The sequence below is a fragment of the Marinomonas gallaica genome (assembly GCF_001639745.1).
In the GTDB taxonomy this organism is placed as follows: Bacteria; Pseudomonadota; Gammaproteobacteria; order Pseudomonadales; family Marinomonadaceae; genus Marinomonas; species Marinomonas gallaica.
The window spans coordinates 228,137-253,721 of the sequence record NZ_LTAX01000001.1 but is presented as its reverse complement, the minus strand read 5'-3'; the positions used below and the strand labels follow the sequence as shown (position 1 = coordinate 253,721).

The following is a 25,585-nucleotide window of genomic DNA, read 5'->3' as shown; positions in this document are numbered from 1 at the left end:
GTCTAACAATTAAAAGGTAATTGGGTAGAAAGCCCCACGTCACTAGTACGCAGGGCTTGGCGATTTAGATCTTACAAGCACCGCTTGCGCAATCATCAGCCATATCGTCTTGTTTGTCTTCCGCACCATCACGTGTGTTGTGGTAGTAAAGCGTTTTGATGCCCAGCTTGTAAGCCGTTAGCAAGTCTTTCAAGATGACCTTCATTGGTACTTTGCCTGCTTCAAACTTAGTTGGATCGTAGTTGGTATTTGCAGAGATCGATTGATCGACAAATTTCTGCATAATACCCACCAGCTGTAGATAGCCATCATTTGATGGAATGCTCCAAAGTAACTCGTAGTTATGCTTTAAGCGATCAAACTCAGGTACAACTTGCTTCAGGATGCCATCTTTACTCGCTTTAACTGAAACAAAGCCACGTGGCGGCTCAATACCATTGGTTGCATTACTGATCTGAGAGGAAGTTTCAGATGGCATTAATGCTGACAAAGTAGAGTTGCGCAAGCCGTGTGCTTTGATGTCTTCACGAAGCGCTTCCCAATCATATTGCAGCTCTGTACTGACGATGTTGTCGATCTCTTTTTTGTAGGTGTCAATTGGTAAGACACCTTGAGCGTAAGTCGTTTCGTCGAAGCCAAGGCATGGGCCAAACTCTTTCGACAGTTTGTTTGATGCTTTTAGTAGATAGTACTGCATCGCTTCAAACGTCTTGTGTGTTAGGTCATTGGCACTGCCATCAGAGTAACGTACACCATTCTTAGCTAAGTAGTACGCGTAGTTGATAACGCCCACACCTAGCGTACGACGCTGTTCAGTTGCGCGTTGCGCAGCTGGAATAGGGTAGTTTTGATAATCTAATAAACTATCGAGCGCGCGAATAATAAGCTCAGAGAGTTCTTCTAATTCGTCTAGGTTTTTCAACGCACCTAGGTTGAAAGCAGACAAAGTACATAGAGCAATTTCACCTTCTGGATCGTCAATGCGATTCAGGGGTTTGGTCGGTAACGCGATTTCTAGACATAGGTTGCTTTGTTTTACCGGCGCTACTTTAGGATTGAATGGACTGTGAGTATTACAGTGGTCGACGTTCTGTAGGTAAATACGACCCGTACTAGCACGCTCAGAAGCGAATAGAGTAAACAGTTCAGAAGCTTTGATCGTGTGCTTACGGATATTTTTATCTTCTTCATACATGGTATACAGGCGATCGAACTCTTCTTGATCGGCAAAGAAGGCATCGTAAAGACCTGGCACGTCTGATGGGCTAAACAGTGTAATGTTGCCGCCTTTGATCAGGCGCTGATACATTAGACGGTTAAATTGAACACCATAATCTAGGTGGCGTACGCGGTTCTCTTCTACGCCTCGGTTGTTCTTAAGAACCAACAGGTTTTCAACTTCTAGGTGCCAAATTGGGTAGAATACCGTTGCTGCACCACCGCGCACACCGCCTTGAGAGCAGCTTTTAACGGCTGTTTGAAAGTGTTTGTAGAATGGAATACAACCTGTATGGAATGCTTCACCACCACGAATCGGGCTACCAATGGCACGAATAGCGCCAGCATTAATACCAATGCCTGCGCGTTGACTCACGTACTTTACGACAGCGCTGGACGTTGCATTAATAGAATCCAAGGAGTCACCGCATTCAATCAATACACAGCTGCTGAACTGACGTGTCGGTGTACGAATACCTGACATGATCGGTGTTGGAAGCGATAGCTTAAATTTGGAAACCGCATCATAGAAGCGCTTAATCAGATCAAGGCGCATGGTGCTTTCGTATTCGGCGAACAGACAAGCCGCAACCAGAATGTAAATAAACTGTGGGCTCTCGTAGATCTCGCCAGTTACACGGTTTTGAACGAGGTATTTACCTTCTAATTGTTTAACCGCCGCGTACGAAAAATCCATGTCACGAGAGTGATCAATGAAGTCATTGATAGTGTCTAACTCTTCGGCGCTGTATTTCTCAAGAATTTGTTTGTCGTAACGGCCTTGCTCAACCAAGCTGCGAACATGTTCTTGTAGATGCGGTGGCTCAAATTCACCAAATGCTTTTTTGCGTAAGTGGAAAATGGCTAAGCGCGCGGCAAGATATTGGTAATCTGGTGTGTCTTCAGAGATTAAATCGGCTGCAGACTTGATTAGAGTCTCGTGAATATCGGTTGTACGAATACCTTCAAAGAACTGAATTTGCGCTTTGAGCTCTACTTGGGAAACGGAAACATTTTCCAGCCCTTCAGCCGCCCAAGTGATAACTTTATGGATTTTATCAAGGTTAATGTTCTCGGTGGTGCCGTTCCGCTTGGTGACTGTCAGAGTGCTCATGCCTTAGATTCCCATTGCTGCAGTAAAACCTGTGGATATACTGTATATAGTATTTACAAGTACTGCTTGATACTAGATGTAGTGTAATTCGATTTTGATGGCACGAACAATAGTGCTCATGGCGATGAAAATCAAGGCTTGAAAAATGCAAATTTTTAAGCCTTACCGCGCAATGAAGTGACCACTTACGTGAGCGTGCCCAATAGTTCTCGAACCAGTAATTGCAATACTAAATTAACAAATTTTCTTTCGTTTTTCGTAATGGCTACAAGCTGATCATTGGTCAATTAGTTAACGATAAAGTAAGCCGCCATAACCAGTGGATAAAGAATGAGTTGGTGTAATAGGTAGGCCAATAGTGCATGTTTCCCTAAAAACGAGAACAGTTTAGTTAGCTGGCTTTGAGGGATGTGTACTTTATGCAAATTCATGTAACCAAATATTGGACCAATCAAAACGACCCCCAACCATAAAATAGGGTTGACGAAATCCAGAGTTGTGCTGGGTACAGAAAAAGCCTGAATAAACCATTTGTGCGCACTGATGGAGCTGATATTAAATAGGAAGCTAGTGGCAATGAGTGATAAACCTAGTAGACAAGAGGTATAAGGGTGTACTGATAATGGACGAACAATAAAGCCTGCTAAAAAGATAAAGTGCAATATGCCGAAAAATACCCATTGGTCTGGTAGTGCTAAGTAAGTACCGACAGTGATCAAGCTGGCGGCAAAGGCGACTTTGCACTGGTTTTTTAAGAAACGTGTGATTGGCTGATGATTAAGCATAGCAAGGTAGCTTGACCAGCCTACGGCACTGGCAAACATAAAGACTATTAAGGCCCTAAAGTTTACCCAAAAATCGCTGTAGGCATCAAAATGAACAAAGCCGAAGTCTTTTAAGTTCCAGCAAAAATGAAAGATGATCATTAAAATGACCGCTAGGCCACGATAATTATCCAGCAAGTTATAACGTATGACGGGCAAATTAGAGGCGAGCATTCAGTTAAATTCTATTGGTCGTAAAAAAGCCGTATAGACACATCTGAAGCTTCTATACGGCTATAGAGGGTGACGGGATATTCGATTAAGGTGCTTTTCTTACCACTTTCCATTTGCCACTTTCGTTAAGTGTAAAGACAATGCGATCGTGCAGTCGGCTCGGCCGACCCTGCCAAAACTCAATGGATGTCGCAGTGACAGAATATCCTCCCCAGTTATCAGGACACGGTAGATCTTTGTCTTGGTACTCTTGCTCTAATTTTGCAAATTCTTTAGACAGAACATCTCGTGAGGGGATGTCTTGGCTTTGTCGTGAAATACTGGCCGCGAGCTGGCTGCCTTTCGGGCGGGTAGCAAAATAGGCCTCAGAGACTTCTCGCGAAACTTTCTGTGCAATGCCTTCAATACGAACCTGACGAGATAAGGCCGGCCAAAAAAACGTCAGAGCAACATTAGGGTTGAGCGCGATGTCTTCACCTTTATCACTTTCATAGTTAGTAAAAAAGCTAAAGTGATTAGCGTCGCGTTGCTTCAAGAGCACAGTACGACAGTGGGGACGGTTTTCTTTATCGACAGTACTAAGTAGCATGCCTGTAGGGTCGTCAGGACAGACTTCTATGGCCTGATCAAGCCATGCATCAAACAAAGCAAGCGGGTCGGAGCCTGCTTTTTCTTCCGTTAGGTCATCAAATTGATAATCTCGGCGTAATGATTGTAGGTCGCGATTCATAATTTAAATCCGATAAGTCGAGTGAGTCATGAGTTTTGATACCAGTGTCATTATGTTCATAACGGGCTGTGGAAACTCATAACCGCCAGAATCTAATGCCATTTGTTTATGCTTGGCTTCATCTATGTGCATTTGCTCGAGTACTGCTCGTGAACGTTGGTCTTGCGCGGGTAGAGCAGACATGTGCTGGTCTAAATGAAGGCAGACTTGATCTTCAGTCGCGGCAACAAAGCCTAGGCTGAGTTTATCACTAATAAGACCGGCACCTGCACCGATACAATAAGAAGCACCGTAAAACAAAGGGTTTAAAATACTTGGCTGACTGCCTAGCTCTAGTAAGCGCTCTTCACACCAGACCAAGTGATCAATCTCTTCGTTGGCGGCATGCTCCATTTCTGTTCTAACGGTATCAAGCTTTGCTGTCGTTGCTTGGCCTGCATATAAAGCTTGCGCACAAACTTCGCCAGTATGGTTGATGCGCATCAACCCAATCGAATGCTTTCGTTCTGAAGGTTCTAGTGGGGCTTCTTCATGAAGGCGAGCTGGCGAGGGACGAGCCGCTGTTGCCGCTTTTGGTATTAACGTCTGCAGGGCGCGATCGAATTGCATCAAAGCTTTATCAAGTTTTGTTAGGTGCATAAACACTACCTTCTATTAGCCTGGTGGCCACGTCATTGAGCGTCCGCCAAGGACGTGCATGTGAATATGATAGACCGTTTGGCCACCCATCTCGTTACAGTTCATCACGACACGATAACCGCTTTCGTCGATACCTAGTTCTTTGGCAATTTTTGCTGCTGTAATAGGCAGTTTGCCAACCAGTGCCGCATCGTCATTCGACAGATCATTTAACGTGCTGATGTGGCGCTTTGGAATCACTAAGAAATGTGTGGGTGCTTGAGGGGCAATGTCCTCAAAGGCGATCACATCCTCGTCTTGGTAAAGTATTTTGGCTGGGATGTCACCGTTGACAAGTTTACAGAACAAGCAGTCCATTTAATTCTCCTAAGTCGGTGTTCATTATTTTGTTAAAAGTCATCAATCACAAGTGTATTACAGTGTTCTTTTGATTCTAGGCAACACTGTGTGAGTCACTCTTTGTGCGCGCTCAATATCTGGCAACAATTTAGTCTCAATTTGGGCACTGTAAACAAAACCGTCGAAGCCTAAGGCGCTTGCGTAGTCTTGCGACATATTAACATTGTTTGAAATCAGGAAGCATGAATCGCGTTCATGTAAAAAACTTGCAAAACCAGCAAGCTCGGAGGCGCCAAAATTTTGTTGATCTTCAAACAGTAGGATGACAAAACGTTCATGCTCTGTGCGATCGATTAGGCGTTGATGCAGCTCTTCAACTTTATCGATATGGCTCGTGCTAAACAAGCGCGATAATAAGAAATTCCCCGTCCGTTCCAGTAGTTCTGAGTCTTGGTGACCAATCAGAAGCATAGTAATGTCTTCTGATTGTGTGAGTCTGGCTAATTCACTGGCCTCCACTGGACGTGCATTAACGGGTATTTGACAGGTTAATGATCGACCACGGCCATCACCTGTTAAAGAAAGCGTACCTTCTAATTTCTCGACTAACTCTTGCAAGTAGCGCGGACCAAAATAGTGTTCGCTTTCTAACGAAATAGAGCTTGGGATAGGATATGCTCGAATAATGAGTTGGTGTTGACCATCTCTATCATTGGCCTCTACGGCGCTGTTTATATGAAGTGTTTGATCCGTATGATGTTTGAGCTCCTCCATAACAGCTTGATAAATATGTTTAATTGTTCGACTGTGAGAGAGCAACTCCCAGTTCAACGTACCTTTATATTGCATCTCTATCTCAGCATCAGTTTGGTCTAGCGCATAAAAGTTAAGCGTGGCTTCATCGATCAATAGCTGTAAGTTGGCAGGGCGATTTGAGCTGTTTGTTTGCGGGTTATGCAAGTTTTGGATAATAGAAATTCGTTCGGCTAAATTCGATAAGTTTTTATAGGCGCGCTTCAATTGCTCATTACTTGGCTCCTGCAATGAATATTGATGATCAATAATATTTGTTTGGCGCTTAAGTTTGGATGCTAATTCTGAAAGTAGCTCCTCTTGGTAGCTATCATCTACTTTCATTGTATTGGTACGCATAGGGGTATGTCGGGCAATCATACCCGCAAAGTGCACTAAGGCTTCTAAAGTGATGGCAATCGTAAGCCCCCATTCATACCAAAATGGTAGCGATAAAATGCCGTAGATAGCGAGCGCCCAAAGTGAATAGCCAACCAAAAGAACAAGTCGAGCTACAAGATAAAACTGCGAATAGGGGATTTTTAGGCACACGCCATACAAAGCAACCCCTTGTAGTATTAATAGTGTTGATGCGGCACTGGCACTTAGCAGTGCAATGCTAAGCTCTTGGGGGGCTAGCGTGTATATAAACGCAAGGGCCAAGTTACATACGATAACAAAAAATAGAAGTTTATTGGCGCGGGGTAGGTTGACTGGGGTGTCTAGATAATAGCGTGTAAACCAACTGATTAAAGCGACAGAAGAAAGGGAAAAGAAGTTATATACCCTTTCTTGAAGTCCCGTGTGCATTGGGAAAAGCTGGTATATCAATCCATGAAGAGAGAAATGCAAGCCAGCAATACCGAGTAACAAAAAGCTACCAATCAGGTACATCGGATGCAGCGTCCGTAGATAAAAAAACAAATAGCTGGCTAATAAAATGAGTAAAATACCCATTAACAACCCAGTGATCAGAGAGTCTTTCTGAATATCATTGCTCAGTGCTGACAGGGTTTTAACTTCTATGATTAGGCTAATTGGGATTCTGGATGATACTTTAATGTAAACAGTGTAAACCGGTGTGGTGTTAACAGGCAGAGGAATAATATAGTCAGGATATGCCAGTGGACGGTTTTGGTAGGGACGAGCATCGCCCATCTCGGCAAACACCTGACTATTAGGAAGATTGTGGGTATACACATCGACTTCTTGGGCTCGTGGTGCCTTGATATGCAATAGCGCCGATTGCCCCGGTTGTAACTTTGGCGCGATATCGACTTGAATCCAGACATTTCCTTTGGTTAACCCAAATTGCAGAAAGTCATCTTTAAGAGGAATAAAGCGTTTACGTAATTGCTCAGAGTCCAAGTCGCGAAGAGTGAGGCTGCCGGTCTCATCAATGTAATAACTGCCAACCGAGCCAACGTTGACGCGTTGATTGTTCTCATCCAATATCGCCATCATCGGGGCGCTATAGGCTGTATTGGTCAGCAATAAAATTGCGAGTAGAATGAGCGCTTGCGAACAGTGTTTTATCAAAATGGCCTCCTGAAGGCCTACATTATTAACTAGTTAGGGTGTGAAATGCTATATCCAATCTTGGTGGAATATTATGTCTGGTGGTGTATCGCACTATTAGCGGTGACTTGGTTTACTCGAGTGCATCAAGGACAGACTCGAACTAACTTTTTGTATGGCTACGCCATGTTAGGCGCAATCGGTTTTTTATTGGATTTTGAATGGATGGCCGGTGTTATTTTTGGCTTGATTGTTCTAGAAGTTGGGAAGAAATTTAAGGCTTGGTTGGACAAAAAACAGGCTAACCTAGGCAAGTAATACAACGGCTACTTAAGAACATAAAAAAAGGCCACTTACCTGAGGTAAGCGGCCTTTTTTGAGTAGTAAAGATTACTTCTGTTGTTCGCGAGATACGGCGCGGTGGCCGATATCGGTACGGAAGTAAACCTTATCCCAAGAGATTTGTTTAACGACTTCGTAAGCACCAGCTTGCGCTTCGGCAACCGTATTGCCTAAAGAGACGGCGCACAAGACACGGCCACCATTGGTAACAATGTTGCCGTCTTTTTGCGTTGTTCCCGCATGAAAGACTTTTTGGTGCTCGGGTAATTCAGCGTCATACCCTGAAATTACATCGCCTTTGTTGTAAGACGCAGGATAGCCGCCAGCGGCTAAAACAACACCCAGACTCGCGCGAGGGTCCCAATCGGCTTCAACAGAGTCCAGCTCACCGTTTACAGCAGCTAAACACATGGCAACCAAGTCAGAGCGTAAACGCATCATAATAGGCTGTGTTTCAGGGTCACCAAAACGGCAGTTGTACTCAAGTACTTTAGGTGTGCCATCAGGTGCAACCATAACGCCAGCGTAAAGAAAACCACGGTAACGATTGCCTTCGGCATTCATGCCTTTCACAGTTGGCATAATAACTTCGTTCATGATGCGATCATGAATTTCAGGTGTTACTACTGGAGCAGGGGAATAAGCCCCCATGCCGCCTGTGTTCGGTCCTAAGTCACCGTTATCGCGTGCTTTATGGTCTTGGCTAGACGCCATCGGTAGAACAGTCTCACCGTCGACCATAACTATGAAGCTAGCTTCTTCGCCAAATAGGAACTCTTCGATGACAACACGTGACCCAGCGTCGCCAAACGCGTTACCTGCTAACATGTCTTCTACAGCGGCAATGGCTTCTTCTTCGGTTTGCGCTAAAATAACGCCTTTACCAGCCGCTAGGCCGTCGGCCTTCACGACAATCGGAGCACCTTGCTGCTTGATGTAAGCCACCGCAGCAGGAATCTCGGTAAAGTTACCGTATGAACCTGTTGGGATGTTATGGCGTGCCAAAAAGTCTTTTGTGAAAGATTTTGAGCCTTCCAACTGTGCTGCTGCTTTTGTTGGACCAAAGATCGGCAATTCTTCTTTTTCAAACGCATCCACTAACCCAATGACCAGAGGCGCTTCAGGGCCAACGATGGTTAGAGCGATGTCATTTTCTTTTGCGAACGTCACTAGGGCGTCGATGTCTTCACCGTCGATGTTAACGTTTTCAAGTTTTGGCTCGATGGCTGTGCCGGCATTGCCAGCGGCAACGAAAACGGTTTCAACGTCTGCAGATTGAGCTGCTTTCCAAGCAAGCGCGTGTTCGCGCCCGCCGTTACCAATTACAAGAACCTTCATGCTTGTGTCCTATTCCTATGCTTAGTGACGGAAGTGGCGCATGCCAGTGAAGACCATCGTCATGCCAGCTTCGTCTGCAGCTGCAATAACTTCGTCATCACGCATAGAGCCACCTGGTTGAATAACCGCTGTGATACCTGCCGCTGCCGCAGCGTCAATGCCATCACGGAACGGGAAGAAGGCATCCGATGCCATGACAGAACCTTCTACTTGTAGGCTTTCGTCTGCCGCCTTGATGCCCGCAATTTTAGCTGAGTAAACGCGGCTCATTTGGCCAGCGCCCACGCCGATAGTTTGGCCTGCTTTAGCGTAAACAATAGCGTTAGATTTTACGAATTTCGCAACTTTCCAAGCAAATAAAAGATCTTTTAGTTCTTCTTCAGAAGGCTGACGCTTAGAAACGACTTTAAGGTCGCTCAGCTCTACAGCACCGTCGTCACGATCTTGAACCAGTAGGCCACCGTTCACTCGTTTGTAGTCAAGCGCCGCAGGTTTGTCTGCTGACCACTCGCCACACTCAAGTAGACGAACGTTTTGTTTCGCCGCAACGATTTCTAGCGCCGCAGCACTGACTTTAGGAGCAATGATGACTTCGACGAACTGACGATCCACAATGGCTTGTGCTGTTTCAGCGGTTAGCTCTTGGTTGAAAGCAATGATGCCACCGAAAGCAGATGTTGGGTCTGTTTTAAAAGCTAGGTCGTAAGCTTCAAGCTGGTTTTCAGCGGTTGCAACACCACATGGGTTTGCATGTTTAACGATCACACAAGCAGGCTCTCGGAAGCTCTTAACGCATTCAAGTGCTGCGTCAGTGTCAGCAATGTTGTTGTAAGACAGTGCTTTACCCTGTAACTGCTTAGCTGTACTGATAGACGCTTCTTGTGGATTTGATTCTACGTAGAACGCCGCTTTTTGATGAGGGTTTTCGCCGTAACGCATTTCTTCTTGCTTATTGAATTGCAAGTTGAACGTGCGAGGGAAGTCTTCGCTGCCACCTTCTACTTTCTTGCCTAGGAAGTTTGCGATGTTGCCATCGTAGTTTGACGTGTGTTCAAACGCTTGTACGGCTAGGTCGAAACGTTGGTCGTATGTAAGACCACCATTTTCTTTCAATGATGCAAGGATGCCTTGGTAGTGAGAAGGGTCCACAACAATTGCGACGTCTTTGTGGTTCTTTGCGGCAGAACGAACCATGGTTGGGCCGCCGATGTCGATGTTTTCAATCGCCATTGGTAGGTCGCAATCAGGGCGAGCAATGGTCGCTTCGAATGGGTAAAGGTTAACAACGACCATATCAATTTCATTGATACCGTGTTCTTGCATGATGGCACCGTCGATATCACGACGACCTAAGATGCCACCGTGTACTTTAGGGTGAAGCGTCTTAACTCGACCATCCATCATTTCAGGGAAGCCTGTGTAGTCAGATACTTCAACTGCTGCGACGTTATTTTCTAGCAACAGTTTGTAAGTACCACCTGTAGAAAGGATTTCCACGCCTTGGTCGGCCAATTCGCGTGCAAATTCTACAATGCCAGTTTTGTCTGAAACGCTGATAAGGGCGCGTTTAATTGGAGTCGTGTTTGCCATGATGCTTCTCGTAATGTGATTAACGATTTATAAAGTTAGGGGAACGGGTAAAACGAAAAAAGGGCGCAGACGCCCTTTTTTATTTACAGCATACCGTACTGCTTCAGCTTTTTACGAAGCGTACCACGATTTAAGCCTAGAATCGCGGACGCTTTAGTTTGATTGTCTTTAGTGTAATTCATTACTGACTCAAGTAGAGGAGCCTCTACTTCTGCTAACACTAGTTGGTACAAATCAGTTACAGGTTGGCCGTCTAGGTGAGCAAAGTAGTTTTGCAAAGCTTTTTCTACATTATCGCGCAGGGTTTGCGATTGCTCAGCCGAAGCTGTTTGAAACGTTTGAGTATGTGTTTGATCTACCACAGAATAACCTTCTATTTTAAAGCTAACCATTTTGAAATAAGCGTCTGCGAAGTGAGTGACTTCGTACACTATTCAGGTACCAGAAATGTTTCTTAATGCGCTAAGAAACAAAGAATTCATTCAACAGATCGAGCTGTTCTTGTGCATCTTCGATGCGATTAAACTGGCTGCGAAATGGCGTTGTGTCTGCCAGTGTTTGCAGATACCAACCAACGTGCTTACGCGCAATTCTTGTTCCCATGTAGCTACCGTAAAAATCATGCAATGCTTTCACATGATTGATAACGATGGCTTTAACTTCATCCGATGAAGGGGGCGGTAAAAGCTCGTTGTGTTCTAGGTAGTGATTGACTTCCCGAAATATCCATGGGCGTCCTTGAGCGGCGCGACCAATCATGACAGCGTCTGCTTTGGTATAGTCTAAAACCTGCTTCGCTTGCTGCGCGTTTTGAATGTCGCCATTGGCAAAGACTGGAATCGAAATCGATTGCTTAATCTTTGCAATGGTGTCGTATTCTACGTCGCCTTTAAACTTACAAGCGCGTGTGCGGCCATGCACTGCTAAAGCTTGAATACCTGATTGTTCGGCAATTTTCGCTATTGTTAAGCCGTTGCGTTGATCAAGAGACCAACCTGTACGGATCTTAAGCGTTACAGGAACGTCAACACTACTTACCACAGATTCGAGTATTGTTTGTACTAAGGACTCGTTTTGTAACAAAGCAGAACCAGCCGCTTTGTTGAGTACCTTCTTAGCAGGGCAACCCATGTTTATATCAATGATTTGCGCGCCCAGTTCCACATTTTGACGAGCCGCTTGAGCCATCATTACGGGATCTGCGCCAGCAATTTGTACTGAGCGAGGTGCTACCTCTGCGTCATGAACCAAGCGCATACGACTTTTATTGGTGTCCCAAAGACGTACATCAGATGTGACCATTTCTGACACAACTAAGCCTGCACCGTGTTGGTGGCAAAGACGTCGAAAGGGTAAGTCTGTCACACCAGCCATTGGGGCAAGAATAACGGGCTTTTCGATGCTGAAGTTGCCAATATTGAAGGCCATGATGTCTCTAAATACCGAATCTGTTGTTAAAGATCTGCTACACCGTCGAGCGGGCGTGAATAATACCTAGGGGATTCGAATTTTTGAAGTCTTGACAACTCATAAATTGGCTAATTTTTGTGCTTATTTTCAATGTGTTCAATAAATGCACATTTAGTAGGACTGAGTCCCGTTAGAAAAGACTTTAATTTGGTGTGTAACGGCACGCGCACCAGGGTCCTGAATCGGGATAACAATATGGATAGGTGTGCTAGGAGGCATGAAGGTAATGTCTAAGAAATCTTTGTGTAGGTAATCTTGTGGAGAAAAAAGGCGCGCAGCGACAGGGCGGCCATTTAAATCGTAGAATTCCAAGGCCAGCTTGGGCATAGGTTGAGCAAAGCGGCTACTGTTAGTCATAATGGCATTGACTTGCAGTGCATTGGTCAGTGTTGGGTGACTTTGAATACGAACATGCTCGATGTCGACAGCCGTTATATCTTCATACGTTGGCAGAGTGCAGCCAATATAAGAGCACGCTGCTTTGTAGAAACCGCGAAATTGTGCTGAGCGGCTACCTTGTTCAAAGTAGCCAACCCCCACTTGCACGGCCAGTAAGATAAGAGCAGCCAAGGTTCCGAGCGTCCATAACCATGTGAACCTTGCTTTCTTACGGCGCTTTTTAGGTTGTTCTGTATCGGTTAATGTTGCGAGGCTGTATTCAGCTGCTAGCTGTTTCATTGACTCTTGGGAAGAGTATTCGGAATCCGATAACGTATCATGTTTGGAAACATCTTGAGCTAGAGAATGCAGCGCGTGCATATAATCCGGCTCATCCGCTCCGAGTACTTGATTCATGCTGTTTGCTGGTGGCGATGTCTGTTTAGATGTTTGAGACTCACGTTTTGCTTGCAACTGTTCACTGAATACTGGCGCAGAAGCGGGTGATTGAGCACTCATCTGTGATTCCAGCTCTGCTAGCTCAACTTCCCATGGTGCCAACTCTTCTTTGCGCGCAGGTTGAGTCGGTGACGATTTTGCTTGCTTGGATTTAGAAGCAGGTGGAGTAGGTTTGGTTTTGGGTGTGTCTAAATCGCCAAAGAGATCGTCCTTTTCCATGCTTTCCACAAAGCGCTCATCAGTACCTTTGGGTGGCGAGTAGGGCGTAAGATCGTCCTCATCAAACAGAGTGTTTAGCCAATCAGGATTAACACTGCCATCATTGCTAACGGTTTCAGGCGTTGGTGCCTTTTCTTTAGTTGGCTGTATGGGTCTAGGTGGCTTTGCTGTTTCTTGTTTGGATGGCTCAGATGGTTTTTGTTCAGGTGAATTGGTTGGCGGCTCCGTTACTTTGGGCGCTGATGCAGGATCAGGTTTGGGTTGAGGTGTTGGTTTGGTGGCAGCGACTTTGTTGGGGGTGGGGGCTGAACCTTGTGCTGGCGCTGCTGTAAAAATATGAAAGCATTGACCACAGCGGACTTTGCCTTTTGCCATACTCAGGACTTCCTGAGTGACGCGGAAAGTAGTGGAACATTTAGGGCAGCGTGTGATCATGCTTTCAGACATAAGCGTGGTGTTTCCTTAATTGGCTACAACTTTTTTGCCACAATCCGAATCCATTCCTCTTTTTCGACGATGGATTCAATTTTAAACCAAGGTTTGTAAGCTTCGACAACCGAGTGAGCTTGAGACTCAAGGATACCAGAAAGTGCGAGTAATCCACCTTGTTTTACTAACTTTGAAATGGTGTCGGACAGCTCAGCCAAAGGTCCCGCTAAAATATTCGCCACGACAATATCTGCTTCAACGTCACTGTCGTAAGGCGGTAGTTTCACTTCGTAGCGATCGGGGGTGATGTGGTTGCGTTCAGCATTGGCTTGGGTCGCTTGTACCGCTTGAGGGTCAATATCAATCCCCACCATGTTATTAGCGCCAAGTAATAAGCCTGCGATGCCTAAAATACCTGAGCCACAGCCATAATCGATAATGCTCTTGTTTTGACAATCAATTGAATCTAACCATTCAAGGCACAAAGCTGTGGTTGGGTGAGTGCCCGTACCAAAGGCCAGACCTGGGTCTAGGATTAAATTCACGGCTTTGTCGTCTGGCACATCACGCCAGCTTGGGCAAACCCAAAGACGCTTGCCAAACTGAATTGGATGGTAGCTGTCCATCCATTCACGAATCCAGTCTTTGTCTTCTAGTATTTCGATTTTGAGGTCAATGTTAGATTGCCCTAAATGTTGAGCTTTGTGCTCAATAACATTACGAATTTGCTCTAGATCTGCATCGGCATCGAAAAGCCCTGTGACACGGGTGTGCTTCCAAAGAGGTGTAGTATTTAGATCCGGCTCATAAACAGGGTCATCATGAACATCTTCAAACGTGACGACTAGTGCGCCACATTCAAGCATGGCATCTTCGTAAGCGGGTACGTGCTCTGGCGTTGTATGAACGCGAATTTGCAACCAAGGCATGGGGTAAGGTCCAGTTGAGACTATCGTAAGTCGGTTAATTCTGATGTTTAGAGGAGGGTACTACACCTCCGAGCGGAGGTGTAGTAATTGAGCGCATTATAGGCCCAGTTTCTTTTCCAAGTAATGGATGTTTACGCCACCAGCAATGAAGTTGGAATCCGTAACAAGATCTTTTTGTAGATCGATATTGGTTTTGATACCGTCTACGAACGTTTCATCCAATGCAACTTCTAGACGTTTAAGTGCTTCTTCACGCGTGTTCGCAAAACAAATGATTTTTGCGATCATAGAGTCGTACGTTGGTGGAACGGTGTAGCCACTGTAAAGGTGAGAGTCTACTCGTACACCCATGCCGCCAGGCGCATGGAAGTAGTTAACTTTACCCGGGCTAGGCATGAAGGTTTTAGGGTCTTCAGCATTGATACGTGCTTCAACTGCATGACCGTTTAGCTTCACGTCTTCTTGTGTAATTGAAAGAGGTAAGCCGCTGGCAATTCGTAGCTGTTCTTTTACGATGTCTATGCCTGTTACCATTTCGGTTACAGGGTGCTCCACTTGAACACGGGTGTTCATCTCAATAAAGTAGAAGCGACCATCTTCGTAAAGGAATTCAAATGTACCTGCGCCGCGGTAACCGATCTTGATACACGCATCCACACAAGATTTTAGACATTGCGCGCGAGACTCAGGATCAAGATGAGGTGCTGGTGCTTCTTCCAATACTTTTTGATGACGACGCTGCAAAGAACAATCGCGATCGTAAAGATGTACGGCATTGCCTTGGCCGTCGGCTAGAACTTGGACTTCAACGTGACGTGGGTTAGTTAGGAATTTCTCCATATAAACCGTGCTATCGCCAAAGTAAGAGCCTGCTTCAGATTGTGTGACGCTGATTGATTTAAGAAGGCTGCCTTCGTTGTGTACAACACGCATACCACGACCACCGCCGCCGGCTGCTGCTTTGACGATAACTGGATAGCCAATCTCACGAGCAATACGCATACAAGCTTCTGGGTCAGAGGGTACTGGACCATTGGAGCCAGGTACTGTCGGTACGTTTGCTTCACGCATCGCTTTGATGGCAGACACTTTATCACCCATTAAGCGAATTGTTTCAGCACGTGGACCGATGAAAGCAAAGCCTGAGCGTTCAACTTGTTCCGCAAAGTCTGCGTTTTCAGCAAGGAAACCGTAACCAGGGTGGATCGCAGACGTATCAGTCAATTCTGCCGCACTGATTAGCGCTGGAATATTCAGATAGCTGTCTTTTGATGGGTTCGGGCCAATACAGATCGATTCGTCTGCAAGGCGTACGTGTAATAATTCACGGTCAATTTTAGAGTGAACCGCAACCGTTTTAATACCGAGTTCTTTACAAGCGCGAAGAATACGCAGTGCAATTTCGCCTCGGTTAGCAATCAATACTTTATCTAGCATGATGAAACCTTTGGCAGTGGATTAAATGATGGTAACAAGCGGTTGGTCAAATTCTACTGGCTCACCATCAGTTGCAAGGATAGCGCCAATTGTACCGGCTTTGTCTGCTTCAATTTGGTTCATCATTTTCATCGCTTCAACGATACAGATCGTATCACCAACGTTTACTTTCTGGCCAACTTCAACAAATGCGTTCGCACCAGGTGCTGGAGACGCATAGAAAGTACCGACCATTGGGGAATTTACAGAGTGGCCAGAAAAAGCGGCTTCTGCCGGTGCAGCTTCAGCGGTTGGCGCTGCTGCAGGCGCTGGCGCGGCTGTAGGTGCTGGTGCTGGGTAGTATTGAGGGGCTGCAACTGGAGCGCCGCCACGACTGATTCGAACTGCCTCTTCGCCTTCTTTGATCTCGATCTCGTATACGTTAGATTCTTCTAGTAGCTCGATAAGTTTTTTAATTTTGCGAATGTCCATGTTGACTCTCTTTTCTCTGTCTATGTATTCAGTCTAGTTCTGTCCTGTGATGGAACGACAGGGCAGGCGGCACTGAGAGCTAAAAGCAACGCTTAGGCTGCAGAGTAGAACTCAGTAAGAAATCCAATTAACGGGAAATTATCAGTAAAAAGCGCGATATTGTCCAGTTTTGTAGATAAAAAACCTATATCTTGTAAAAGAGGTTAAAAATTAACCTCTAGTATACCATCTTGGTTGGGTTATTTGACAAGAGGGCGTCAAGACGTGCTTTTACTTCTTCCTTGGTTGGCTCACCTACTAAAGAATAGTTGTCTAATAGTTGTTCATTGGTATCAAAAAACAACATGGCAGGTGGGCCAAACAGCTGAAATTGTTTTAGCAGTGCTTGGTTTTGCTCGTTATTCTCTGTGACATCGACTTGAACAAAGGTGACCTTGCTCAAAAGTGGTAATATGTCAGGGTGTTTAAATACTTCTTCTTCTGTGATTTTGCAGCTGATACACCAATCGGCATAAAGGTCGATAACAACAGGCAATGTACTTTTTTGTTGAATGACATTTAGCTCCTCTAAAGAACCAATTGTTTCATAATAGGGCACGCTAATACTCTGCTGTTGAGCATTATTTTGCGCAGTTGTTAGCCGGTTCAGTGGCGTTATTGGGCTATGACTGCCTGTAAAACCGCCTATTATTTCTGCAAAGCCAACAGTGAAGGCAAGCAAGGCAATAAACCATCGCACCGGATGAGACGTGCCGGTACTGATACGATGAAAGAAAAATGCTGCCAAGGATAGACTTAGTAACCCCCACATGAACAGATGGTAGGCTTCAGCTAGCCAGCGATTGGCAAGCCATATCGCAAGGCCTAGCATGGCAAATCCCATCAGTTTTTTAATATCTTCTAACCAAGCGCCATTTTTAGGTAACACCTTGCTTCCCAGTGCGCCCACAAGCAGCAGTGGCATTCCCATGCCAAGACCCATACTGAATAATGCCATTGCACCATAGGCTGCATCTGACGTGGTGCTGATATACAGTACAACTCCCGCTAGCGGTGCGGAAACACAGGGGGAAACGACCAATGTTGCAAATACGCCAGCGAAAAAGATGCCGAGTATACGTGAACGACTGTTTTGAGATTTATTAGAAAGTCTATCAAGGCGATCTTGAAGGCCACTGGGTAAACGCAATTCATAAACACCAAACATCGCCAGTGAGAGTGCAATGAAGAGTAAGACACTGACGAACAGGATGGATGGGCTCTGAAGTGCTGCTTGAAGGTTTAGTTGAGTTCCAAACCAGCCTGCCAGCGCGCCAATAAGGCCGTAAGTCGTCGCCATACCAAGGACGTAGACTGCTGAAAGATAGAGACCAGACCAACCTTTAGCTTTGCTGCCCACAACAATAGCACTCACTATTGGTATCATAGGCAGCACGCATGGTGTGAGTGACAGCAGTAGGCCTATTCCAAACATAATAAGCAGCATGTTAACAAAGGACGCTTGGCTAATAAGGTTTGTTACTTGCTGTGCTTCGGACAGTTCGAATGTTTTAGTAGGGGTCGTGTCAGTGCTGTTACTTATTGTAGCTAAAGCTTGTGGCGGAAACTCCACTGACATTGGCACTTTCTGAGGCGGGTAGCACAGCCCTTTTTCAGCACAACCTTGATAGCTGATGATAAAATCGACTTGTTTGGAAGTGTCTCGGTTATCCAAAGAAAGCGGGAGTTTTAAACGTTCATGGTAGACTTCGACTTCACCAAAGTAAGGGTCTTGTTTTAGTTCACCGTTTGGAATCTCGGCGAAATCTAACGAGGGTTCTTGATCGCTTGTGACGTTTAGTTGATGGCGGTATAAGTAGTAGCCATCGGTGATGTGCCATGTGGCCCATACTTGCCCTTCTGCGTCGCTGTTGACTGACAAACTAAAAGCTTGATCAACAGGAAGAAACTCCGGTTCAGAGTTAAAAGGCGAGCTAAAGTTGAACGCCAGGGCGACGTTGGTTAAAAGTAGGGTCGTAATCACAGCGATGAAACGCATCATAGAATATAGCTCGTATTGTTGCGAGAGAGGTTTCTTCAGTATCAAAGGCGCTATAGACTAACAACGGGCGTGAAAGTTTCCAAATATCTAGGAGTTCTCTTGATAAAAAAAGCGCTTTTCTTACTTACTTCGGCAATGTTTCTGTCGGCTTGTTCAACGTTATCGAGCGATAATTGGTGGCATACCGATCTGCCTGTTGAGACATCTAAAAAGCAAAATGGCGCGTATAGGCATGCACCCGTAACGCAGAGAACTGACAATAAGGCTGGCGTTTCGCGTAATTCTAGCGTGACGCGAAAGCAAACAATAACTGCGAATATTGTTCGTGAAGGGCAAATAGCCTTATCGGAAAATCGCTTGTTGACCCCAGAAGGGGATAATGCAAATTTGTACTTTCAAATTGCATTAGGTCGAGACCCAGGCAACTACGACGCAACGCTGGGCATTGCGGCGATTGTTGATAAATACTTGGCTTGGGCAATTCAGTCAGCAAATGCTGCTGATTTTAAAAGTGCTAAGCAATTTATCGAGCAGGCCAAACAAGTCAATCCAAGAGATCCAAGTATTCAAGAAATTGAGACGCGGGTTAAGCAGAAGCGGGTCGTCATTGACCACTCTGTGCGAGCAGATCAGCAGCCAACATCGGAAGATGTATTTTATCTGCCCAATAACCTTTTTCAATTGAGTGAAGAGAAGATTCTTACTCAAATTCAGCCTATTATTGATAGAGTTGAAAAGACACAAGGCTCAATTGAGATCAATTGGCCGAGCGACAAAGAAGGTCGACTGCTGTATCAAATCATTAATAGTAGAACACCGAATTTTCGTGTGCGAGCCATGACCTTTCATAGTTCGAAACACACAGTTGAAGTTTTAGTCAATTAACATGGGAACGCATCAATGGCGAAATTTATCGATAAGATAGCCTTCTGGAAAACACTGCCCAGCCTACCTAAAGCAGGTAAGTCTGTTTCTGCAGCAGTCGTAGTACTGGTCATTTTCTTGTTTGCTTTGGGCATTTATTGGAACTCTGAACCAGATCAGTTCGATGTGGTGTCTGTGGCAAAAGAGCGTGCTGAAGAGCGTGGCTATTTGAATAATAGTAAGCAGTTGGTTACTGGCTACACAATGACCAATACACTTTACAGCTTGGTTGATACACTCCTTGAGAAACCAGGCGGCTTTATTTCCAATGATATTATGCCTCCAGGCGTGTTTATGGATAACATGCCTTCGTGGGAATTTGGCGTCATGGTTCAGGTCCGAGATTTGGCTCGTTCTCTGCGAAAAGAGTTCAGTCGAAGCCAATCTCAGTCTACAGAAGATGTGAATCTTAAAATTGCAGAACCGCAATACAATTTCGATACTCGCAGCTGGGCACTTCCTTCGAGTGAAAGTGAGTACCGTCGTGGTAACGCTGAATTGCTTAAATATCTAGATCGTTTGGCCAATAAAGCCGACAACGCGCAGTTCTATTCTCGTGCTGACAACTTAGCGGACTACTTATCTGATGCCTCTACGCGTCTTGGTAGCTTATCTCAGCGGTTGTCTGCCAGTGTTGTAAAAGAGCGCGAAAATACAGATTTGGCAGGCGATGCCGAAGCGCGTCAATCGACTGAAAACGGTTCTTACCAGAACGTGAAGACGCCATGGACACAGATTGATAATGTGTTCTATGAAGCACGTGGCGCAAGCTGGGCATTGATTCATATTCTTAAATCTGTAGAAGTTGACTTTGCGCAGACGCTACAAAAGAAAAATGCCATGGTTAGTTTACGTCAAATTATTCGTGAGTTAGAAGCAACGCAAGAAACAGTATGGTCACCAATTATTTTGAATGGCAGTGGCTTTGGTTTACTGGCTAACCACTCATTGGTTATGGCGTCTTATATGTCTCGTGCGAACGCACAGATCATCGACCTAGTTAGGTTGTTAAAACAAGGCTAATCGTGAATGATTTAGCTAAAACGGCGCGTCCGGCTACTTTAGATGACGCGCCGTCTATTCTTTCTATCTTCCTTGAATCAGTAAAACAAACTGACGTTAAAGGAGGAATCAATCTCCTCAGTGTTATCGACTGGATTGATAATGCGAGCGATCAATATCCTCTATGGGTGCTTGAAAAAGACGACTCCGTTATTGCTTGGTGTGGATTAGAAGCGTTTTACGGTTTACCTGAGTTAGGTGGTGTAGCCGAAGTGGCGATCTATATTACCGCACGGTATCAACGACAAGGCCTAGGCGCAGAGCTATTGGCATTAATGGAGCGGCATGGCGTTGATCACAATAGGCACTCTTTAGTGGCTTATATTTTGTCTGATAATCACAGCAGCCTGCAGTTCTTTTTGCGAAATAGCTTTATTGAATGGGGGACCTTACCGTCGGTAGTGCGTAGCGGTGGGGCTGTCAGCGACCTAAAATTATTAGGTCGCCAACTTGATGACGTTAGTAGTGAAACTAAATAGGCTCAAAAACAGAGCCTGAGCTGGGTACGAACAGAGTTTTGTACATTCTACTCGCGTAATCGTCACTCATCGACGCCATGTAGTCACAAATAATACGATAACCATGGCCTCCATTTTCAGTGTCTTGGCGCCATTCTTTAGCCAAATCTTTTGGCAATAAGCGAGCCGGATCCGCTGCCAGCGCTTCGAACATTTCAAGCAGCATTTGTTGCCCTTTATAAACCAATATTTGCACTTCAGGACGCAGGATAATGTGTTGCATCTCGAACTCTTTAAATAGGTTCAGTGCTTGACGCTCTGCATCGGGTAAATTCGCTTGGAACCTGAGTAAGGGGTGCTTGAATGCTTCTTTTTCCATGACATAACACGATGTGATAAACCAGCTAACTAAGTCACCAATGGCTTTTTTGCGTAAGTGACTTTGCTTGCTGAACAGCTGAGATTCTATACGTTCAAGGTTGTGGTTTAGAAAATCGCAGTCGATCGCGTCCAGTTTGGGTTTTAAATACTGTTGCCACATGTCGCGCGTCACCATGCCTAATACTATGGCATCTTCCATATCGTGTACGCCGTAGGCAATGTCGTCGGCTAAATCCATGATGGAGGTGTCAAAACCACAGTGTTCCGTTCGGCCATGAGCGTTTGGATGGTTGCGTGTTACTTGGCTTAGAGTATCTCGATCTGAGTGTTCAAATGGCGCGAGAATCCACTCTAAGAGTTCACTTTCCTCTTGGTAAATACACTTGGGTGGATGCCAGTCTTTGGCTTTGAATTGACGTAAGTTATCAGGCTTATTTGGGTAATGCCCAACAACCGTTTGGTAGAGCGCAGGGTACTTTAAAACGCCCAGCATAGTTCGACGCGACACATCCATTCCATAGGTTTCAGAATAGGAACCGCGTTTGCCTAAAATACGTAAGGATTGGCCGTTACCTTCAAAGCCACCGTGCTCCGTCATCATATAGTTGAGAGCCACTTCGCCACCGTGCCCAAAAGGCGGGTGACCAATGTCGTGACTCAAGCAAATGGTTTCCATAAGCGAGTCACTGGCAAGCCAAGGTTGAAATGGTGCATTGCTAGGGTTTGATGATTGCAGCTGGTAAACAATGCCGCCGCCTATTTGGGCAACTTCAAGTGAGTGTGTGAGGCGTGTTCGACTGTAGTCGTTTTGGCGTATAGCAAGGATTTGGGTCTTTGACTGAAGTCGACGAAAAGCGGCACTGTGAATGATCCTGGCTCTGTCTCGTTGGTACACATCACGATGATCGTTACTTCTTTCTACGCGAGGGCCCGAGCGCCGGACCATCCATTCGGTTAGGTCAAAATTGTCGTTTATCATGCTTTATGGCTCTACCAATGTTGTCTAGGCAGTCTTTCATTAAAATACGATATAGGTCAATGCCTGACTCAGCTGGAGTGGGCATAATGTTCACCATCATAAGGAAACATTATGCTAAATACACAACATCTCATCACATTTAGAACGCTAGTAGAAACAGGAAGTTTCACGCAGACGGCTCGTAAGCTTGGGTTAACCCAGCCTGCGGTGAGTCAGCATATTCAGAAGCTAGAAAAAGGACTTGGCGAACCGCTGTTGATTCGTCACGGTCGCTCGACGGAGTTAACCGAAGCTGGAAAAGTGCTATATAAGCATGTGCAGGATTTAGGTAACTGCTACGAGAAGTTTGTTCATCATTGGCAAAGTCATATTGCTGAAAAAAAGCCTGAAGAGCACTCAAGAAAAAGCGCCTAAAGAGTGATCTTTAGGCGCTTTTATTTAGGCTTGCTTTGTTGGAATGATATTTCCGATGTGCAGACCACATTCTTTATGCTCTGATTCTTCCCACCACCAGCGACCTTCGCGTTCATGCTGGTTCGGTAGTACGGCACGTGTACAAGGTTCACAACCGATACTGATAAAGCCTTTTTGATGTAATTCGTTAAACGGAACTTCGAATACTTTGATATAGTTCCAAACGTCTTCTGATGACCAGTTGGCTAACGGGTTAAATTTGTAAAGAGGTTTGTCTTTTGAGCTGAATGCGCCGTCAAGTTCAGCGAAATCCAGTTGGTTGCGTGTGCCGTGGCTTTGATCTTTACGTTGTCCCGTAATCCAAGCATCCAATGTTGCAAGCTTTTTACGAAGAGGTGCTACTTTACGTACACCGCAACATTCTTTGTGGCCATCTTCGAAGAAACTAAACAACCCTTTTTCTTTGGTAAAGGCTTCTAGCTTTTCTGCATCAGGAGACATGATGTCGATTTCGATGTTGTAATGTTTACGTACTTGTTCAATAAAACGGTAAGTTTCTGAATGCAAACGGCCTGTATCCAGAGAGAATACACGCACGTCTTTTTTGGCTTTTACAGCCATGTCAATTAGTACAACATCTTCTGCACCACTAAAAGAGATGGCAATATTATCGAATTCTTTTAACGCGCTATGAATAATCTTTTGAGCTTCATCGGCTTTGTGGCTATCGATGAAAGCTTCTAGGTCAAAGTTGGACATCGTTTCCTATCCTAGTCTTGATCAAATTTGGCTGTACCATAGCAAGTAAATTAGGGGAGATAAAATACAAATGCCGCCTATCCTTATAATGCAATCAGGCTAGTCGTGAGAATGATTTTCAATCGCTTGATACAGTCCAGAAATAATACCCGCTGTAACACCCCATATGCGCAAACCGTGGTAGGAAATCTCAAAATAGCCACGTTTTAAATTGCCTATTTCTCTTTCAACATAGCTAAAGTTACTCGGGTCCAATAAATGATTTAAAGGCACCCAATGTACTTGCTCAACCTCTTCTTCACTTAAACTTAATTCACTCATTCGAGTCATTTCAGCGACCACGGGTTTGATACAAAAACCCGAAATCGAGCAGTATTCTCCAAGATCACCGAGTAATTCAAAGCAATCAGGTGCAAGGCCAACTTCTTCCAGCGTTTCTCTTAATGCCGTGTATTGAATACTGGCGTCTTCCGCATCGTGTTTGCCACCCGGAAAGGCGATTTGGCCGGGGTGGTTTCGCATATTTAAAGAGCGTTGTGTCAGTAGTACTTGAAGCTGATTATCGATCGGGCAATGGTAAATAGGAATGAGTACGGCTGCGGCACGGTAATCATGACGATAGGCATGTGGCGCAATTTTTTGGTCTGGGTTATAGATTTTAGTTGGCGCCTCACCATTCAAAGCCGCTCGAATTTCATCAATCGTCGGTGTAATGGCAGGGGAATTTAAAAAGCGTGAGACGTCAACCATGTATTATTACCTAAGGAATAGCTTTTCTAAAGTATGAGTTAAACGGCCTATTTTGGTAAAGGTTTCTTGGTACTCTTCTTCGCAGACAGAGTCTGCAACAAGACCACCTCCTGCCCAGCAGTGTATCTTTTGCCCATCCGCAATGAGGGTTCGAATAGTAATACTGGAGTCCATTTGACCGTTACAACCAAAATAGATCATTGAGCCACAATAAACGCTGCGCTCATGGGGTTCTAGTTCATCGATGATTTGCATAGCTCGTACTTTGGGCGCGCCAGTGATAGAGCCGCCAGGGAAACTTTCTTGAAAGACTTTTAACGCATCACCTTTTTTCTCAATACTACCTTCAACGGTTGATACCATATGGTGAACATTGGCGTAGCTTTCGAGTGCAAATAGCTTTGGTACTTTTACACTTCCTGTTACGCAGTTTTTGCCTAAGTCATTTCGCAATAAATCGACGATCATCAAGTTTTCGGCACGGTCTTTTTGGGAGACCAAAAGTTCATCGGCTAAAGCTTGATCCTCTTCCGTTGTGGCGCCACGTGGTCGAGTTCCTTTAATTGGCTTTGACTCAACTCGGCCGTTATCGCACAGAATAAAACGCTCGGGAGAGTGAGATAAGACCGCGCGTCCATCCGGTAGCTGAAAGTAAGCGCCAAAAGGCGTCGGACAGCTTTCTTTTAGCGCTAAGTAAGCTGGCCAAGTTTGGCCTTGGTATGAGGCGCTAAAGCGTTGCGTTAAGTTTACTTGATAGCAGTCGCCAGCTTGAATGTAATCTTGTACTTTCTGGAAGCGTTTGGCGTAGCCTTCAGCCGTCATATTTGCTTTGAAGGTGCTATTTAAAGAAAATTCAGCATTCAGTGTTGGATCATCATCTCTTGTCAGACGCTCTGTGAGTTCTGCTTCGCTGAATTGACACCATGGTGTGACGATAAGTGTCGTGAGCTGTTTATGATGATCAGTAACCAGTGCCCAACCATATAAACCTAATAAAATATGTGGCAGTTGAACATCTTCAATCACATTTTGTGGCAATGTTTCAACGTAACGACCTGCTTCGTAGCTATAGTAGCCTAGCAGGCCACCATTGAATGCAAGAGATGTGTCTGTTGACCACGGTTGGCTGGTAATAAACTCAACAAGCTCAGTCAATAGATTCATCGGGTTGTCTGTTACGTTTGCTTGCACCAATGGTTCAACGAACCATTCTAAGGAGAAATCTGAACCCTGCGCATTTACCACCGCCAACGGCGCGGCACTTAAAATATCCCAGCGTGTGTCACTGAATGACGCATGATTGCTATCAAATAAAATAGGATAAGAAAGATCGCTGAACTTTGGGAACAGTCGAGCAAGAGTGCTTTCATAAGGCAAACTAATGAGTTTGACTTCTGCCATAATTAA

24 protein-coding genes are annotated in these 25,585 nt (G+C 45.1%); 5 read left to right on the top strand and 19 right to left on the bottom strand.

The window, feature by feature from the left end; all coding sequences use genetic code 11:
- Positions 1-64: 64 nt before the first annotated feature.
- The 6 genes from nrdA to AYW76_RS01160 form a co-directional block, all read right to left on the bottom strand.
- Complete coding sequence (gene nrdA, locus AYW76_RS01185) at positions 65-2,332, bottom strand: class 1a ribonucleoside-diphosphate reductase subunit alpha (protein ID WP_067214770.1); 2,268 nt, start codon at positions 2,330-2,332, stop codon at positions 65-67.
- Positions 2,333-2,619: 287 nt separating this feature from the next.
- Entirely contained in the window at positions 2,620-3,330 is a 711-nt protein-coding gene (locus AYW76_RS01180; protein WP_067214768.1) for a heparan-alpha-glucosaminide N-acetyltransferase, read from the bottom strand.
- Positions 3,331-3,415: 85 nt separating this feature from the next.
- Positions 3,416-4,060 carry a pyridoxamine 5'-phosphate oxidase gene (pdxH, locus tag AYW76_RS01175; RefSeq protein WP_067214764.1) on the bottom strand — a complete coding sequence of 215 codons (645 nt, stop codon included), beginning with the start codon at positions 4,058-4,060 and terminating at the stop codon, positions 3,416-3,418.
- Between the two features lie 3 nt (positions 4,061-4,063).
- Positions 4,064-4,699 (bottom strand): 2-polyprenyl-3-methyl-6-methoxy-1,4-benzoquinone monooxygenase, encoded by a 636-nt coding sequence (coq7, locus tag AYW76_RS01170; protein ID WP_067214760.1) that lies wholly within the window; start codon positions 4,697-4,699, stop codon positions 4,064-4,066.
- 15 nt (positions 4,700-4,714) lie between these two features.
- On the bottom strand, positions 4,715-5,056 hold the full coding sequence (locus tag AYW76_RS01165) for a histidine triad nucleotide-binding protein (protein WP_067214756.1): 342 nt from the start codon (positions 5,054-5,056) through the stop codon (positions 4,715-4,717).
- A gap of 57 nt (positions 5,057-5,113) precedes the next feature.
- Positions 5,114-7,369, bottom strand: a complete 2,256-nt coding sequence (locus AYW76_RS01160; RefSeq protein WP_067214753.1) for a 7TMR-DISM family protein — start codon at positions 7,367-7,369, stop codon at positions 5,114-5,116.
- 45 nt (positions 7,370-7,414) lie between these two features.
- Here AYW76_RS01160 and AYW76_RS01155 point away from each other — a divergent pair, with 45 nt between their 5' ends.
- On the top strand, positions 7,415-7,666 hold the full coding sequence (locus AYW76_RS01155; protein ID WP_067034368.1) for a hypothetical protein: 252 nt from the start codon (positions 7,415-7,417) through the stop codon (positions 7,664-7,666).
- Between the two features lie 72 nt (positions 7,667-7,738).
- On the opposite strand, the gene purD is transcribed toward AYW76_RS01155, so the two are convergent.
- The 9 genes from purD to dsbD all read right to left on the bottom strand — a co-directional run bounded on the left by purD (position 7,739) and on the right by dsbD (position 18,451).
- Complete coding sequence (purD, locus tag AYW76_RS01150; protein WP_067214748.1) at positions 7,739-9,028, bottom strand: phosphoribosylamine--glycine ligase; 1,290 nt, start codon at positions 9,026-9,028, stop codon at positions 7,739-7,741.
- A 21-nt stretch (positions 9,029-9,049) separates the two neighbouring features.
- Complete coding sequence (purH, locus tag AYW76_RS01145; RefSeq protein ID WP_067214744.1) at positions 9,050-10,618, bottom strand: bifunctional phosphoribosylaminoimidazolecarboxamide formyltransferase/IMP cyclohydrolase; 1,569 nt, start codon at positions 10,616-10,618, stop codon at positions 9,050-9,052.
- 83 nt (positions 10,619-10,701) lie between these two features.
- Positions 10,702-10,980 carry a DNA-binding transcriptional regulator Fis gene (fis, locus tag AYW76_RS01140; protein ID WP_067034794.1) on the bottom strand — a complete coding sequence of 93 codons (279 nt, stop codon included), beginning with the start codon at positions 10,978-10,980 and terminating at the stop codon, positions 10,702-10,704.
- A 100-nt stretch (positions 10,981-11,080) separates the two neighbouring features.
- Positions 11,081-12,046, bottom strand: a complete 966-nt coding sequence (gene dusB / locus AYW76_RS01135; RefSeq protein WP_197467743.1) for a tRNA dihydrouridine synthase DusB — start codon at positions 12,044-12,046, stop codon at positions 11,081-11,083.
- Positions 12,047-12,199: 153 nt separating this feature from the next.
- Positions 12,200-13,591, bottom strand: coding sequence for a zinc-ribbon and DUF3426 domain-containing protein (locus AYW76_RS01130; protein ID WP_067214738.1), 1,392 nt, complete (start codon positions 13,589-13,591; stop codon positions 12,200-12,202).
- A 23-nt stretch (positions 13,592-13,614) separates the two neighbouring features.
- Positions 13,615-14,502 (bottom strand): 50S ribosomal protein L11 methyltransferase, encoded by an 888-nt coding sequence (prmA, locus tag AYW76_RS01125; RefSeq protein ID WP_067034353.1) that lies wholly within the window; start codon positions 14,500-14,502, stop codon positions 13,615-13,617.
- 96 nt (positions 14,503-14,598) lie between these two features.
- Positions 14,599-15,939, bottom strand: a complete 1,341-nt coding sequence (accC, locus tag AYW76_RS01120) for an acetyl-CoA carboxylase biotin carboxylase subunit (RefSeq protein WP_067034350.1) — start codon at positions 15,937-15,939, stop codon at positions 14,599-14,601.
- A 21-nt stretch (positions 15,940-15,960) separates the two neighbouring features.
- Entirely contained in the window at positions 15,961-16,410 is a 450-nt protein-coding gene (gene accB, locus AYW76_RS01115) for an acetyl-CoA carboxylase biotin carboxyl carrier protein (RefSeq protein WP_067034347.1), read from the bottom strand.
- Positions 16,411-16,627: 217 nt separating this feature from the next.
- The gene (gene dsbD / locus AYW76_RS01110) at positions 16,628-18,451 is read right to left on the bottom strand and encodes a protein-disulfide reductase DsbD (protein WP_231872514.1); all 1,824 of its coding nucleotides are present in this window, start codon (positions 18,449-18,451) and stop codon (positions 16,628-16,630) included.
- A 99-nt stretch (positions 18,452-18,550) separates the two neighbouring features.
- On the opposite strand from dsbD, the gene AYW76_RS01105 reads away from it, so the two are divergent.
- From AYW76_RS01105 to AYW76_RS01095, 3 genes are read left to right on the top strand one after another with little or no spacing between them, the layout of a single operon-like run.
- Entirely contained in the window at positions 18,551-19,336 is a 786-nt protein-coding gene (locus AYW76_RS01105) for a hypothetical protein (protein WP_067214735.1), read from the top strand.
- Between the two features lie 15 nt (positions 19,337-19,351).
- Positions 19,352-20,398 (top strand): DUF2333 family protein, encoded by a 1,047-nt coding sequence (locus AYW76_RS01100; protein ID WP_067034341.1) that lies wholly within the window; start codon positions 19,352-19,354, stop codon positions 20,396-20,398.
- Positions 20,399-20,400: 2 nt separating this feature from the next.
- Positions 20,401-20,916 (top strand): GNAT family N-acetyltransferase, encoded by a 516-nt coding sequence (locus AYW76_RS01095; protein ID WP_067214731.1) that lies wholly within the window; start codon positions 20,401-20,403, stop codon positions 20,914-20,916.
- On the opposite strand, the gene AYW76_RS01090 is transcribed toward AYW76_RS01095, so the two are convergent.
- A complete protein-coding gene (locus AYW76_RS01090) occupies positions 20,909-22,255 on the bottom strand; it encodes an anti-phage deoxyguanosine triphosphatase (protein WP_067214728.1) in 1,347 nt (448 codons plus the stop codon). The genes AYW76_RS01095 and AYW76_RS01090 overlap by 8 nt on opposite strands.
- A gap of 111 nt (positions 22,256-22,366) precedes the next feature.
- On the opposite strand from AYW76_RS01090, the gene AYW76_RS01085 reads away from it, so the two are divergent.
- Positions 22,367-22,669 (top strand): LysR family transcriptional regulator, encoded by a 303-nt coding sequence (locus AYW76_RS01085; protein ID WP_067034332.1) that lies wholly within the window; start codon positions 22,367-22,369, stop codon positions 22,667-22,669.
- Positions 22,670-22,693: 24 nt separating this feature from the next.
- Here the strand turns inward: AYW76_RS01085 and AYW76_RS01080 are convergent, their stop codons facing one another.
- The 3 genes from AYW76_RS01080 to pabB form a co-directional block, all read right to left on the bottom strand.
- Entirely contained in the window at positions 22,694-23,428 is a 735-nt protein-coding gene (locus AYW76_RS01080; protein WP_067214726.1) for a phosphoadenylyl-sulfate reductase, read from the bottom strand.
- Between the two features lie 99 nt (positions 23,429-23,527).
- Complete coding sequence (locus AYW76_RS01075) at positions 23,528-24,178, bottom strand: NUDIX hydrolase (RefSeq protein WP_067214724.1); 651 nt, start codon at positions 24,176-24,178, stop codon at positions 23,528-23,530.
- 6 nt (positions 24,179-24,184) lie between these two features.
- Entirely contained in the window at positions 24,185-25,579 is a 1,395-nt protein-coding gene (gene pabB, locus AYW76_RS01070) for an aminodeoxychorismate synthase component I (protein WP_067214722.1), read from the bottom strand.
- Positions 25,580-25,585: the final 6 nt, after the last annotated feature.

What these genes read in the sequence shown, in the direction of transcription:
- accC (WP_067034350.1), bottom strand. Translation starts at nt 15,939, where the DNA reads ATGCTAGATAAAGTATTGATTGCTAACCGAGGCGAAATTGCACTGCGT.
- AYW76_RS01080 (WP_067214726.1), bottom strand. Translation starts at nt 23,428, where the DNA reads ATGTCCAACTTTGACCTAGAAGCTTTCATCGATAGCCACAAAGCCGAT.
- pabB (WP_067214722.1), bottom strand. Translation starts at nt 25,579, where the DNA reads ATGGCAGAAGTCAAACTCATTAGTTTGCCTTATGAAAGCACTCTTGCT.
- AYW76_RS01130 (WP_067214738.1), bottom strand. Translation starts at nt 13,591, where the DNA reads ATGTCTGAAAGCATGATCACACGCTGCCCTAAATGTTCCACTACTTTC.
- pdxH (WP_067214764.1), bottom strand. Translation starts at nt 4,060, where the DNA reads ATGAATCGCGACCTACAATCATTACGCCGAGATTATCAATTTGATGAC.
- AYW76_RS01155 (WP_067034368.1), top strand. Translation starts at nt 7,415, where the DNA reads ATGCTATATCCAATCTTGGTGGAATATTATGTCTGGTGGTGTATCGCA.
- dsbD (WP_231872514.1), bottom strand. Translation starts at nt 18,451, where the DNA reads ATGATGCGTTTCATCGCTGTGATTACGACCCTACTTTTAACCAACGTC.
- purH (WP_067214744.1), bottom strand. Translation starts at nt 10,618, where the DNA reads ATGGCAAACACGACTCCAATTAAACGCGCCCTTATCAGCGTTTCAGAC.
- AYW76_RS01085 (WP_067034332.1), top strand. Translation starts at nt 22,367, where the DNA reads ATGCTAAATACACAACATCTCATCACATTTAGAACGCTAGTAGAAACA.
- AYW76_RS01165 (WP_067214756.1), bottom strand. Translation starts at nt 5,056, where the DNA reads ATGGACTGCTTGTTCTGTAAACTTGTCAACGGTGACATCCCAGCCAAA.
- accB (WP_067034347.1), bottom strand. Translation starts at nt 16,410, where the DNA reads ATGGACATTCGCAAAATTAAAAAACTTATCGAGCTACTAGAAGAATCT.
- AYW76_RS01100 (WP_067034341.1), top strand. Translation starts at nt 19,352, where the DNA reads ATGGCGAAATTTATCGATAAGATAGCCTTCTGGAAAACACTGCCCAGC.
- purD (WP_067214748.1), bottom strand. Translation starts at nt 9,028, where the DNA reads ATGAAGGTTCTTGTAATTGGTAACGGCGGGCGCGAACACGCGCTTGCT.
- nrdA (WP_067214770.1), bottom strand. Translation starts at nt 2,332, where the DNA reads ATGAGCACTCTGACAGTCACCAAGCGGAACGGCACCACCGAGAACATT.
- dusB (WP_197467743.1), bottom strand. Translation starts at nt 12,046, where the DNA reads ATGGCCTTCAATATTGGCAACTTCAGCATCGAAAAGCCCGTTATTCTT.
- AYW76_RS01075 (WP_067214724.1), bottom strand. Translation starts at nt 24,178, where the DNA reads ATGGTTGACGTCTCACGCTTTTTAAATTCCCCTGCCATTACACCGACG.
- AYW76_RS01180 (WP_067214768.1), bottom strand. Translation starts at nt 3,330, where the DNA reads ATGCTCGCCTCTAATTTGCCCGTCATACGTTATAACTTGCTGGATAAT.
- AYW76_RS01090 (WP_067214728.1), bottom strand. Translation starts at nt 22,255, where the DNA reads ATGATAAACGACAATTTTGACCTAACCGAATGGATGGTCCGGCGCTCG.
- coq7 (WP_067214760.1), bottom strand. Translation starts at nt 4,699, where the DNA reads ATGCACCTAACAAAACTTGATAAAGCTTTGATGCAATTCGATCGCGCC.
- prmA (WP_067034353.1), bottom strand. Translation starts at nt 14,502, where the DNA reads ATGCCTTGGTTGCAAATTCGCGTTCATACAACGCCAGAGCACGTACCC.